The organism is Maricaulis sp. B-26, from assembly GCF_056857855.1.
The window spans coordinates 99,065-111,396 of sequence record NZ_JBSXNX010000026.1; the positions used below are offsets into that span (position 1 = coordinate 99,065).

Here is a 12,332-nt window from a genome sequence, read left to right on the forward strand (position 1 = left end):
CAAGAGATCGTGACTCGATTCGGGACGTTCGCTTGGTCGGCTCAACCGCCGCCGAGCAGCGTCCGGTTGATCATGAGGTGGCGATCCGAAAGCCGAAGGTCAAGCACCCGTGCGCTTGTCGTCCTTGCGCTCTGCGTAGATGGACAGCGGTTTCGCATTGCCTTCAACGACTTCCGCGTTGACGACAATCTCTTCCACGCCTTCCATGCTCGGCAGTTCGAACATGGTCTCGAGCAGGATGCCCTCCATGATCGACCGGAGACCACGAGCTCCCGTCTTGCGCTGGATCGCACGCGTGGCCACGGCCTTGAGCGCGTCCTCGGTAAAGGTCAGCCCGACGCCTTCCATGTCGAAGAGGCGCTGATACTGCTTCACGAGTGCGTTCTTCGGCTCGGTCAGGATCTGGACCAGGGCGCCCTCGTCGAGGTCTTCCAGAGTCGCGATCACCGGCAGACGGCCGACGAATTCCGGGATCAGGCCGAAGCGCAGAAGATCGTCCGGCTCCACCCCGCGGAGGATTTCGCCCGTACGGCGTGCATCGGGTTCGCGCACATCGGCTCCGAAGCCGATGGAGGAGCCCTGCCCGCGCTGGGAGATCACCTTGTCGAGGCCCGCGAATGCACCGCCGACCACGAAGAGGATATTCGTCGTGTCGACCTGCAGGAATTCCTGCTGCGGATGCTTTCGGCCACCCTGCGGCGGCACGGACGCGACCGTGCCTTCCATGATCTTCAGAAGTGCCTGCTGCACGCCCTCGCCCGACACGTCGCGCGTTATGGACGGATTGTCCGACTTGCGGGAAATCTTGTCGATCTCGTCGATATAGACGATGCCGCGCTGGGCACGCTCGACATTGTAATCCGCCGACTGCAGCAGCTTCAGCACGATGTTCTCGACGTCCTCGCCGACATAACCGGCTTCGGTCAGTGTCGTGGCGTCCGCCATCGTGAAGGGCACGTCGAGAATCCGCGCCAGGGTCTGGGCCAGCAGCGTCTTGCCGCAACCGGTCGGACCGATCAGCAGGATATTCGACTTGGCCAGCTCCACATCGGCATTCTGGGCCGCATGGTTCAGGCGCTTGTAGTGATTGTGCACGGCGACGGCCAGCACGCGCTTGGCATGCGACTGACCGATCACGTAGTCATTGAGAACGTTGAAGATCTCCTGCGGCGTCGGGACGCCTTCCTTGGACTTCACCAGAGAGGACTTGTTCTCCTCGCGGATGATGTCCATGCAGAGTTCTACGCATTCATCGCAGATGAACACCGTCGGTCCGGCGATCAGCTTGCGTACCTCGTGCTGGCTCTTTCCGCAGAAAGAGCAGTAGAGGGTATTTTTCGACTCGCTGTCTCCGCCCGTCGTCTTACTCATGACCGCTCCAATTCAACCCGCGGGTCGTGGATCATACCCGCTTTCGCTTAACGTCCTACGCAAAATCGGCGCCGAACTTTAGCGAAAGGTTTCTTTCGATGTTCATTCGATCATATCGATGCAGCATCGATCAAGCGTCAAACGCTTGTCTGACCGAACCTTATTCCTTCTCGGATTCCGCATCGCCTTCGCCACGGCGGGCGAATACGTGGTCTATGAGACCGAAATCCTTGCCTTCTTCTGCCGACATGAAATTGTCCCGATCGAGGGCAGTTTCAATCTCGTCATACTTGCGTCCGGTGTGATGCACATAAATCTCGTTGAGCCGGCGCTTGATCTTCTGGATATCCGCTGCGTGTCGCTCGATATCCGAAGCCTGGCCGCGGAAGCCGCCGGAGGGCTGGTGCACCATGATACGCGCATTCGGCGTCGCATAGCGCATGTCCTTCTCGCCGGCCGTGAGCAGCAGTGAGCCCATCGAGGCCGCCATGCCCATGCACATCGTCGAGACCGGGCTGCGGATATACTGCATCGTGTCGTAGATCGCGAGACCGGCCGAGACCACGCCGCCCGGCGAGTTGATGTACATCGAGATCTCTTTCTTGGGGTTCTCCGACTCCAGAAAGAGAAGCTGGGCAACGATCAGGCTCGCCATGTGGTCCTCGATGGGACCGGTCACAAAGATGATGCGCTCCTTGAGGAGACGCGAATAAATGTCGAAGGACCGTTCGCCCCGACTGGTTTGCTCAACGACGATCGGAACCAGATTCATCGCTACGTCCTGGGGATCATACATGTCGCGCTCCTTGGGGTTTCGGCCGGTTTCGGCCGATTCACATCAGACGGGATAGCGAACTATCGCGGTCGTTGAAGTTGTAGGCAAGGCGCGCCGTGCAGCAAGCCCTGTGAAATCCCGGGAAAGATTCCGGCAAAGAAAAACGCCGGCGCCCATCGAGCGCCGGCGTTGTTTCATTCCGGATCAGCGTCGGCTCAGTCGGCCTTTTTCGCTGCAGCCTTCTTCTTGGCCGGGGCTTTCTTGGCGGCCGGCTTCTTGGCGGCAGCCTTCTTCTCGCCCTCATCCTTCTTGGCGGCGGTTTTCTTCGCGGCGGGCTTCTTGGCCGGAGCTTTTTTCTCGCCCTCGTCCTTCTTGGCAGCCGCTTTCTTGGCCGGAGCCTTCTTGGCTGCGGCTTTCTTCTTCGCCGGAGCCTTCTTCTTGGCCGGCGCTTCGTCCTCGTCCGCGAAGAGCGCGTCGCGAGAAACCGTCTTCTCGCTCACATCGGCAAGCTCGAGGATGTAGTCGACGACCTTCTCTTCATAGATCGGGGCGCGCATCTGGGCGACGGCATTCGGGTTCTTCTGATAGAACTCGACGACCTGGCGCTCCTGGCCCGGATACTTGACCGCTTCGGCATTGATGGCGCGGGAGAGTTCTTCCTGCGTCACCTCGATATTGTTGCGGCGGCCGATCTCGGCCAGCACGAGACCGAGGCGCACGCGGCGCTCGGCAATACCGCGATATTCTTCCTTGAGCTCGTCTTCCGACTTGCCCTTGTCCTCTTCCTCGAGGTGGTCGTGCTCGATCGCGTGAGCGACTTCACGCCAGATGTTCTCGAATTCGGCATCGACCATTTTCGGCGGAAGGTCGAACTGGTGCTCAGTGTCCAGCGCATCGAGCACTGCGCGCTTCACCTTCATCCGCGACTGCTTGGCATACTCGCCTTCGAAATTCTTGCGCAGCGCGTCCTTGAGGGCGTTCAGATCGTCGAGGCCGAGGCGCTTGGCCAGATCGTCGTCGACCTTGGCGTCCTGGGCGGACTCGATCGCCTTGACCGTGGTCTCGAAGATCGCGTCCTTACCGGCCAGGTGCGTGGCCTGATACTCTTCCGGGAAGGTCACCTTGAGCTCGCGCTCTTCGCCGACCTTGGCACCGATGAGCTGCTCTTCGAAACCCGGAATGAAGGCACCGTCGCCGATGGCGACACGGGCATCCTCGGCGGAACCGCCCTCGAAGGCCTCGCCATCGATCTTGCCGACGAAATCGACGACGACGACATCACCCTCTTCCGCCTTGGCGTTCTTGCCGCCCTTCTTGGCCGCGAATTCGCGGTTTTCATTGGCCAGACGCTCGAGCGTCTCGTCCAGATCGCTGTCGGCAACCTCGGCGACCGGACGCTCGACCTTGATCTTGGCCGGGTCGGCCGGCTCGAATTCCGGCATGACTTCAAGGCTGATCTCGAACTTGAAGTCGGCCTTGCCGGCGATCACGTCCTTCGCCTCGCTGGTGACTTCGATATCGGGCTGCGAAGCAGGACGGATATTCTTTTCGTCCAGCGTCTTCTGCGTGGTTTCCGGAACCAGCTCGTTCAGCAGGTCGCCCATGATGGACTCGCCGAACATCTTGCGGATGTGGCTGGAGGGAACCTTGCCCGGACGGAAGCCCTTGAGGCGGACTTCCGGACGGATCTCTTCGATCTTCGCATCCAGGCGAGCTTGCAGATCGTCAGCCGGGAAGACGATCTCAAAGGTGCGGCTCAAGCCTTCGGAGGCTTTCTCGATGACATTCATGGGTTGGCCTTGACGTTCATTAGATAGGCGGACGGGTCCGCATGGAAAATCGAGCGCGCGTTATGTCACGCGGATTCGCGACGTGCAACGCCGGGAAGCGGCTGGTGTGTGCAGATGGAGGTGAGACGAGTAATGGTGAAGTACTTCATTCTCGAACCCTCCCCCTTCGCCGAGGCTTCGGGGGGCCTGCACCCGAAGCCCGAAGGGCGAAGGCTGGTGCGGATGAGAGGACTCGAACCTCCACGCCTTGCGGCACTGGAACCTAAATCCAGCGCGTCTACCAATTCCGCCACATCCGCGAGCCGGGCCGGCGTATTGGCATGAGGCACGGCGATGCGCAAGCTGGCTGAGGCAGAGCACCCAACACACCGCTTGCAGCACGCCTCTGGACGTTTTCGCCCGGGTCGCCAAATATTCTCGCGATTTTGCAAGTAAGGACGGCGGCCATGAGTGCGAGCGAGGACAGGACCGCTCTCGATTGGGAAGCGCGATTTCGCGACAATGAGACCCCCTGGGAACGAGGCGACCTGCATCCGGCGATCGCACTCTGGCAGCAAGCGGGGGCGCTGGAAGCGGGACGGCGCATTATCGTGCCCGGCTGCGGACGTTCGCCGGAGCCGGCCTTCTTTGCCGGACTTGGTCTCGAGGTCACTGCGATGGACCTCTCCGGAACCGCCATCGCCTGGCAGAAGGCGCATTTCGACCAACTCGGCCTGAGCGGCCATTTCGTCGAGGGCGACAGTCTCGCCTGGACACCGGACGAACCCGTCGATCTGGTCCACGAACAGACTTTCCTCTGCGCCATTCATCCGAGCCTGCGGACCGATTACGAGGCTGCGCTGCGCCGCTGGCTGAAGCCGGGCGGACAATTGCTTGCCCTGTTCATGCAGAAGGACGAAATGGGTGGCCCGCCCTATGGCTGCTCGCTGGACGCTATGCGTTCGCTATTTCCGGCGGATCGATGGGACTGGCCGTCCGACACGGACTTCCGCCCCTGCCCTCACCCGTCTCTCAACGGCAAGCCGGAACTGGCCGGAATCCTGACCCTCCGCGCATCCTGAGACTAGGCCGGATCTTCGGCCGGTGCCGGCTCGACCGTCTTGCGCTGACGCGCGCGTCCGTGCTTGGCGGTCATGGGCGCCCGGACGAGGACGAAAGTCACCGTTGCCAGACCCGCTACAAGATTGGCCAGAGCCACGCCCGCGATCACGCCGATCGGGGCGCCGATCATCCAGCTGCCCAGAAGTACGAAGGGCACCATCAGGCCCAGCGCCCGGCCGGCCGTGATCATCATCCCGCGACCGGGGCGCCCCAGTCCGTTGAACCCGGCGCTCGCCGCGATTGTGATGCCGTATCCGGCGATCGTCACCGGCACGATGTGCCAATAGGCCCGCGCAATGGCCTGTCCTTCTTCGCTGGGCAGGAAGGTCGCGGCCAGGAGGTCGGACGTCAGGAAGAGCACCAGGGCAATGAAGAGCCCCCAGCCTACTGAAAAGAGGAAGCTGGACCGGAAGGCCTCGCGCACCCGATCGATCCGTTCCGCACCGCCATTCTGACCGGTCACGGCACCGATCGAGGCGGAGAGCGCGAACAGCGGGACGATGGCAAAGGCCTCGACCCGCCCGGCTACGCCGAGACCGCCGACAGCTGCGTCTCCGAAGCGGGCCATGCCCAGCCCGCTCATCGCCACCATCATGGCGAAGGGATTGAAGATATTGGACACGCAGGCCGGTGCACCGACGCGCGCGACGTCGTACCAATGGTGCAGGACCTCGCCCCAGTCCTCGAAATTGAAGTCGATCAGCTTTTCCTTGAAGACGAGATAGGACCCGACCATAGCGAAGGTGACAGCATTCGCCGCAACGGTTGCCAGCGCCGCGCCGGACACGCCCCAGCCAAGACCGGGCATGATCCCGAACACGTCGTCGAGGATGAAGATCGGGTCGAGGATCAGGTTCACAAAGGCCGCAGCGATCATCATCAGGCTGGGAATGATCGCATTGCCGAGCGCGCGCAGGATATTGCTAGCCACCATGGGCCCCACGATCAGCACGATCCCGCCGAACCAGACCGTCATGTAGTCGACCACGTGCGGCAACATGGTCTCGCTGGCGCCGAGCCCGACGAAGATCTGTTCCACGGTCAGCACGCCCACCGCCGAGACTGCACCGACCGAAAGCAGGGCGAGCATCATCGCATCGGTCGCGATACGCGGAATGGAGGACGAATCCTTGCGGCCGGCGGCACGCGAAACGGCGGAAACGGCACCGGCACCAAGGCCGATGGAGACGCTCATCACCAGCATGGTCACGGGGAAGCTCATCTGCACGGCAGCCTGTTGTGCCGTACCCAGCGTGCCCACCCAGTAAGTATCCACGATACCCACCAGCATCATCGCCAGGATACCGAAGCTCATGGGCAACAGCATGCGGAAAATATGCCCGAAGACAGGACCTTCGGTCATGTCGCGTGTCGATCGTCCGGCCATGCTGTCTCGTCCCTCACCTCGCAAGACAGCCTAGATAGGATGCCGGGGCACTGTCTGCACCCCCATGCCGTCAATTCCCTGTGAATGGCGGCTATGTGTCTGTCTTATATGGCCGGTTTGTTGAGGTCGAATGCCGCGATTCCGGCGAGGTTCACGATATCGGTCACGCTGGCGCCAAGCCGGGCAATCTGGACCGGCTTCTCCAGCCCCACCAGCATCGGCCCGATCACCGTCGCACCGCCGGCCGCCTTGAGCAGGCGAATGGCGATCGAGGCCGAGTGAACGGCCGGCATGATCAGCACATTGGCAGGCTCGCTCAGGCGCGAGAACGGATAGAGCGCATGATGCTCGGGATCGAGCGCGACGTCCGCCGCCATCTCGCCCTCATATTCGAATTCGACACCCATCGCGTCCAGTCGGGCCACCGCCTGCTGGATTTTTTCCGATCTCTCGCCCGGCGGATTGCCGAAACTGGAATAGGACATGAAGGCGACGTGCGGCGTCAGCCCGAGCCGGCGAGCGGCATTCGCGGTCGCCACGGCGATCTCGGCCAGAGCCTCGGTGTCGGGAAACTCGGTGACGCTCGAATCGCCGATCACCAGCGTCCGGCCGCGTGTGACAGCAGCGGTCACGCCGACCGCACGACTTCCATCGACCGCATCCAGCACGAGCTCGACATCGTTCATGCAGACATTCGAGTGGCGCGTCACGCCGGTCACCATACCGTCCGCATGCCCCATCTTCAGCATGCAGGCGGAGAAGACGTTCCGGTCGTTATTGACCCGGCGCTGCACATCGCGGCGCAAATAGCCGCGTCGCTGGAGGCGTTCGTAGAGATAGTCGCCATACTCATGCGTGTGATCGGAAATCCGTGCATTGGCGATTTCCAGTACGCCGGTGGGAATGCCCAGCTCTCGCATATTCGCTTCGGCGATATCCTCGCGCGCGACCAGCACCGCCTGTCCCAGTCCCTGTGTCTGGAAGGCATAGGCCGCACGAATCACGGACGGTTCCTCGCCTTCGGCGAAGATAATGCGCTTGTTCTCGTTGCGGATCGAGGCCGATATCCGCTGCTGCAAGGCGGCGGTCGGGTCGAGACGACGGGCGAGGACCTGCTTGTATCCCTCGGTCTCCTCGATCGGGCGCCGTGCCACCCCGGTATCGATCGCAGCCTGGGCGACGAAGGGCGGCACCCAGGAAATGAGGCGCGGATCGAAGGGCGTCGGAATGATGTATTCGCGGCCATAGCGCAGGCGCTCGACCTTGTAGGCCTGCGCCACTTCGTCCGGCACATCCTCGCGCGCCAGCGCGGCCAGCGCCCGCGCGGCGGCGATCTTCATTTCCTCATTGATAGTGCGCGCGCGCACGTCGAGCGCACCCCGAAAGATGTAAGGAAACCCGAGGACGTTATTGACCTGGTTGGGGTAATCGGAACGCCCGGTGGCCATGATCGCGTCGGAGCGAACCGCCTTGACCTCTTCCGGCGTGATTTCCGGCGTCGGATTGGCCATGGCGAAGATGATCGGGTTCGGCGCCAGCGAGGCCACGATCTCCTTGGTGAAAGCCCCTGCGGCCGACAGACCCAGCAGGCAGTCAGCGCCTTCCGCCGCTTCTGCGAGCGTACGCTTGTCGGTCTTGATCGCATGGCGGGCCAGGCGCTCGTGGCAGCCCGGACGACCCTCATACACCACGCCCTCGATATCGACGACGATGGTGTTTTCCGACTTCACACCCATCGATTCGATGAGCTCGAGAACGGACAGGCCAGCCGCGCCTGCCCCGCAGAGCACCACTTTGAGATCCTCGAACTTGCGGCCGGTCAGGTCGCAGGCATTGATCAGGCCCGCAGCGGCGATGATCGCGGTTCCGTGCTGGTCGTCATGGAAGACCGGGATATCGAGTTCTTCGCGAAGCCGGCGCTCGATCTCGAAACATTCCGGTGCCTTGATGTCTTCCAGATTGATTCCGCCGAACGTGTTGCCGAAGCCGCGCACGCACTCGATGAACTTGTCCGGGTCCGTGTAGTCGACCTCGACATCGACAGCGTCGATATCGGCGAAACGCTTGAACAGGACCGCCTTGCCTTCCATCACCGGCTTGGACGCCGCCGCACCCAGATTGCCCAGACCGAGGATGGCCGTGCCGTTAGACACGACGGCGACCATATTCCCCTTCGACGTATAGTCGTAGACGGTCTCCGGATCCTCGGCGATCGCCCGCACGGGCGCTGCCACGCCCGGGCTGTAGGCCAGCGCCAGATCGCGCTGCGTCGCCATCGGCTTGGTCGCCGTAACGCCGAGCTTGCCCGGGGTCGGTTTCATGTGGAAGCGCAGCGCATCGAAATCGAGCTGCTGGTCGGGGCGGTAGGATGTGTCTTGCGGCATGGAGGGCCTTCGAATTCGATCCGGTCGAACATGAACCGCGCCGGGGCCTGAGCCAAGCCCCGCAGGCGCTTGGCTCGTATGCTAAAGCAGATGGCTAAGTGCGCGGTTCCGGCGCAGATGCCGGTGCAAGGCCTGAAGGCTCGCCGGAGTGGCTTCCACCAGATCTTCCGCGATCAGCCCCTGCCCCAGGCGCAGAGCCGTATCGCCGTGCAGCCATGCGCCCCCGCAGGCGGCTTCGAACCCGCTCATCCCCTGCGTCATCAGACCGCCGATAAGGCCGGCCAGCACGTCCCCGCTGCCCGCAGTCGCCAGGGATGGGGACGCATGGCGGTTCACGACCGGGCATATCCCCGGAGACGCGATGACGGTATCAGCGCCCTTGAGAAGGATCGTGCAACCCGCCCGTTCGACGGCCGACCGTGCGGCGTCGACCCGGCTCCCGGTCTCATCCGCGATATCGGGGAAAAGACGCCGGAACTCGCCGGGGTGCGGCGTCAGCACATCCTCTGCCCGCAACGCGGCAAACAATGGTCCGGGTGCCGCCTCGAAACTGGTCAGAGCATCCGCGTCGAGTACGAGCGATGCGTTCGAGCCGAGCGCCGACAACACCGCGTCGCGCGTGTCCTCGCCCACCCCCATGGCAGGCCCCATGACGGCACAGCTCGCCTTCAGCTCTCCCAGGGCATTCCCGGCTCGCACCTCCGAGGCGCGACTGCGAACCATGACGGCTGTCGACGCTGTCGCATTGACGAGGACCGCCCCCGGCGGGCTCACCAGCGTGACGAGACCTGCGCCCGCCCGAAGCCCTGCCCGAGCCGCAAGGCGGGCCGCACCGGTCGCGCTGGCAGGACCGGTGAAGACTGCGAGACGCCCATGTCCATGCTTGTGGCTTTGCGACGACCGCACAGGTAGATGGCCACTCCAAATATCCGGCGTATTCAAACGGGCCACCGGCTCGACGACCTGCCGCCAGCTATCGGGAATACCGATATCGGCCAGCACGACTTCACCACACAGTCCCGCTCCGGGCTCGAGGATGTGAGCCGGCTTCGCGCGATGGAAAGTCACGGTGAGGTCGGCCCTCACGGCGACGCCAAGCGGGCGGCCCGTGTCCCCTGAAACACCGCTGGGGAGATCCGCTGCGATCACGGGCCTGTCGGAGTTTGCCACCGCATCGATGACCCTTGCGATCTCGCCGTCCGGCGCCCGGTTGAGTCCCGCCCCGAAAATCGCGTCCACGACGAGCCCCGCTCCGTCCAGCGCAGCGAGTGAAAGTGGCTGGACGGGCCCTCCCCAGGCCTCGCAGGCTGCTCTGGCGTCGCCTTTCAGATCCGAGGTCTTACCCGCGAGGAAAACCGCGACGGTCCAACCGGCTTCGTGCAGGTTGCGCGCACATACGAAACCATCGCCGCCATTATTTCCGGGCCCGCACAGGACGCTGACGGGTCGAGGCGCCCAACGTTGCATGATGGCCCGCGCCATGGCATGACCGGCACGGTCCATAAGCGCTTTGCCCGACACGCCTTTTTCAGCGGCATGACGATCGCACACACCGCAGTCGCCCGTGCTCAGAATCGCGTTCCGGACGGGGTGCCGGATGGATGCATCATTGTGTGGCATGCCTGCCTTATTGAGTAGCAATTGCCTGCTCCTCTCATCGGGACTGCCGTTTCTCGCTTGTCACACCCGGACCCGGCGATAGCGTCGCGGCAAGATCATGGAGTCGGTGATGAAGAAAATCGAAGCCATCATAAAACCGTTCAAACTGGACGACGTGAAGGAAGCCCTTCAGGAAATCGGCGTCCAGGGCCTTACCGTCATCGAAGCCAAGGGCTTCGGGCGACAGAAGGGCCATACGGAACTCTATCGCGGCGCCGAGTACGTCGTCGACTTCCTTCCCAAGATCAAGATCGAGCTGGTCCTGCCTGCCGAGCGCGTCGACGCCGCGGTGGAAGCCATCCAGAATGCGGCCCAGACAGGCCGTATCGGCGACGGAAAGATATTCGTCAGCCCGATCGAAAGCGTTATCCGCATCCGGACCGGCGAAACCGGCCGGGATGCCCTTTGATCATTCCTTGACCTACCAAGCGGAGCCTGGTCCATGTCAGACGCAATTCTGAAGAAACTCAAAGACGAAGACATCAAGTATGTCGATCTGCGCTTTACCGACCCGCGCGGCAAGCTGCAGCACGTCACCTTCGACCGTTCCGAGGTCAACGAGGACTTCTTCGAGGACGGAATCATGTTCGACGGCTCGTCGATCGCCGGCTGGAAAGCCATCAACGAGTCCGACATGGTGCTCAAGCCGGATGCCGGCTTCGCGGAAGTGGATCCCTTCTATCAGCAGCCGACCCTTGTCATGCTCTGCGACATCCTCGAGCCGGGCACGGGCGACGCCTATAACCGCGATCCGCGCACAACGGCCAAGAAGGCCGAGGCCTTCCTGAAGTCCAGCGGCATCGGCGACACGGCCTATTTCGGTCCGGAAGCGGAATTCTTCGTGTTCGACGACGTCCGCTGGAATACCAGCCAGGGCGAGACCGGCTATTCAGTCGACAGCGAAGAGATGCCGCACAATACCGGCGCCATGTTCGAAGGCGGAAACCTGGGTCACCGTCCAGGCGCCAAGGGCGGCTATTTTCCGGTGAACCCGATCGATAGCGGCCAGGACATGCGCACCGAGATGCTCGCCGTCATGGAGGAGCTCGGCCTGCAGCCGGAGAAGCATCACCACGAAGTGGCGCCGGCGCAGCATGAGCTCGGCATGAGATTCGCCTCGCTGACCACGATGGCCGACCGCATGCAGCTCTATAAGTACACCGTCCACATGGTGGCTCACGCCTACGGCAAGTCCGCCACTTTCATGCCGAAGCCGGTCTGGAACGACAACGGCACCGGCATGCACGTTCACCAGTCGATCTGGAAGGACGGCAAGCCGATGTTCGCCGGCGATCGCTATGCCGACCTTTCGGAAACCTGCCTCCACTATATCGGCGGCATCATCAAGCATGCGCGTGCGATCAACGCCTTCGCCAATGCGTCGACCAACTCCTACAAGCGCCTGGTCCCGGGCTTCGAAGCCCCGGTCCTGCTGGCCTATTCGGCCCGCAACCGTTCCGCATCGATCCGTATTCCGTGGGTCGCCTCGCCGAACGCCAAGCGCATCGAGACGCGCTTCCCGGATCCGGCCGGCAATCCGTACCTGACCTATGCCGCCCTGCTCATGGCCGGCCTCGACGGTATCGAGAACCGCATCGATCCGGGCGATCCGATGGACAAGGACCTCTACGACCTGCCGCCGGAAGAACTCCAGGACATCCCGACAGTCTGCCGGTCGCTGCGCGAAGCGCTCGAATCGCTCGACGCCGACCGTGACTTCCTCAAGAAGGGCGGTGTCATGGATGACGACCAGATCGACGCCTATATCGACCTCAAGATGGAAGAGGTGCTCCGCTTCGAGATGCATCCCCACCCGGTCGAGTTCGACATGTACTACTCCTGCTGACCGGAGCATTTCGCTTCGT

At 62.7% G+C, this 12,332-nt stretch carries 9 protein-coding genes and 1 tRNA gene; 3 read left to right on the forward strand and 7 right to left on the reverse strand.

Annotation, left to right across the window (positions count from 1 at the left end; genetic code table 11):
* Positions 1-99: 99 nt before the first annotated feature.
* The 4 genes from clpX to AC13HB_RS12840 all read right to left on the reverse strand — a co-directional run bounded on the left by clpX (position 100) and on the right by AC13HB_RS12840 (position 4,235).
* Positions 100-1,371, reverse strand: a complete 1,272-nt coding sequence (clpX, locus tag AC13HB_RS12825; RefSeq protein WP_482950162.1) for an ATP-dependent Clp protease ATP-binding subunit ClpX — start codon at positions 1,369-1,371, stop codon at positions 100-102.
* A 160-nt stretch (positions 1,372-1,531) separates the two neighbouring features.
* Positions 1,532-2,167 (reverse strand): ATP-dependent Clp protease proteolytic subunit, encoded by a 636-nt coding sequence (locus AC13HB_RS12830; RefSeq protein ID WP_482950163.1) that lies wholly within the window; start codon positions 2,165-2,167, stop codon positions 1,532-1,534.
* Positions 2,168-2,361: 194 nt separating this feature from the next.
* Positions 2,362-3,936, reverse strand: a complete 1,575-nt coding sequence (gene tig / locus AC13HB_RS12835; protein ID WP_482950164.1) for a trigger factor — start codon at positions 3,934-3,936, stop codon at positions 2,362-2,364.
* Between the two features lie 214 nt (positions 3,937-4,150).
* Positions 4,151-4,235, reverse strand: a tRNA-Leu gene (locus AC13HB_RS12840).
* Positions 4,236-4,382: 147 nt separating this feature from the next.
* On the opposite strand from AC13HB_RS12840, the gene AC13HB_RS12845 reads away from it, so the two are divergent.
* Positions 4,383-4,997 (forward strand): methyltransferase domain-containing protein, encoded by a 615-nt coding sequence (locus AC13HB_RS12845; RefSeq protein WP_482950165.1) that lies wholly within the window; start codon positions 4,383-4,385, stop codon positions 4,995-4,997.
* A 2-nt stretch (positions 4,998-4,999) separates the two neighbouring features.
* On the opposite strand, the gene AC13HB_RS12850 is transcribed toward AC13HB_RS12845, so the two are convergent.
* The 3 genes from AC13HB_RS12850 to AC13HB_RS12860 all read right to left on the reverse strand — a co-directional run bounded on the left by AC13HB_RS12850 (position 5,000) and on the right by AC13HB_RS12860 (position 10,428).
* Positions 5,000-6,424 (reverse strand): MATE family efflux transporter, encoded by a 1,425-nt coding sequence (locus tag AC13HB_RS12850; RefSeq protein ID WP_482950166.1) that lies wholly within the window; start codon positions 6,422-6,424, stop codon positions 5,000-5,002.
* A gap of 104 nt (positions 6,425-6,528) precedes the next feature.
* Entirely contained in the window at positions 6,529-8,808 is a 2,280-nt protein-coding gene (locus AC13HB_RS12855; protein ID WP_482950167.1) for an NADP-dependent malic enzyme, read from the reverse strand.
* Positions 8,809-8,889: 81 nt separating this feature from the next.
* Positions 8,890-10,428, reverse strand: a complete 1,539-nt coding sequence (locus tag AC13HB_RS12860) for an NAD(P)H-hydrate dehydratase (RefSeq protein ID WP_482950168.1) — start codon at positions 10,426-10,428, stop codon at positions 8,890-8,892.
* Between the two features lie 109 nt (positions 10,429-10,537).
* Here AC13HB_RS12860 and AC13HB_RS12865 point away from each other — a divergent pair, with 109 nt between their 5' ends.
* Together AC13HB_RS12865 and glnA are read left to right on the forward strand one after the other, a co-directional pair.
* Positions 10,538-10,876 carry a P-II family nitrogen regulator gene (locus AC13HB_RS12865; protein WP_482950169.1) on the forward strand — a complete coding sequence of 113 codons (339 nt, stop codon included), beginning with the start codon at positions 10,538-10,540 and terminating at the stop codon, positions 10,874-10,876.
* A 33-nt stretch (positions 10,877-10,909) separates the two neighbouring features.
* Positions 10,910-12,313, forward strand: a complete 1,404-nt coding sequence (gene glnA / locus AC13HB_RS12870; RefSeq protein WP_482950170.1) for a type I glutamate--ammonia ligase — start codon at positions 10,910-10,912, stop codon at positions 12,311-12,313.
* The last annotated feature ends 19 nt before the right edge of the window (positions 12,314-12,332 follow it).